The organism is Salifodinibacter halophilus (genome assembly GCA_012999515.1).
Classification (GTDB): Bacteria; Pseudomonadota; Gammaproteobacteria; order Nevskiales; family Salinisphaeraceae; genus Salifodinibacter; species Salifodinibacter halophilus.
This window is the reverse complement of the sequence record JABEEB010000550.1, coordinates 1-246: the sequence shown is the minus strand read 5'-3', so window position 1 is coordinate 246 and position 246 is coordinate 1. Positions and strand designations below refer to the sequence as shown.

Annotated in this window: 1 protein-coding gene; it reads right to left on the bottom strand. The window is 63.0% G+C overall.

Annotated elements, in window-relative coordinates:
- The coding region (locus HKX41_12805) for a squalene cyclase (GenBank protein ID NNC25015.1) at window positions 1-246 on the bottom strand (246 nt) is incomplete at both ends.

The window sequence follows — 246 nt, the reverse complement described above, 5'->3', positions numbered from 1 at the left end:
AACCGTTCGACGATGGGCGCGACATCTACGCCAAAATAGGCGCCCTGTGCGACCGTGCGGCCGTTGATACACTCTTCGATCTCGCCTGCCCAATACGGTTGGCCTGCATGCTCCCAACGCGAATTCATGCCGACCTGCCGAGTGGTGCGACGCGCACAGGCGCAGTCCGGATACAGGCCGAACTCGCGTAACTGGGTGAGCGACCAGCAGGTCGCCGTCCAGGGCTGGCCGGTGTCTTTCCAATCC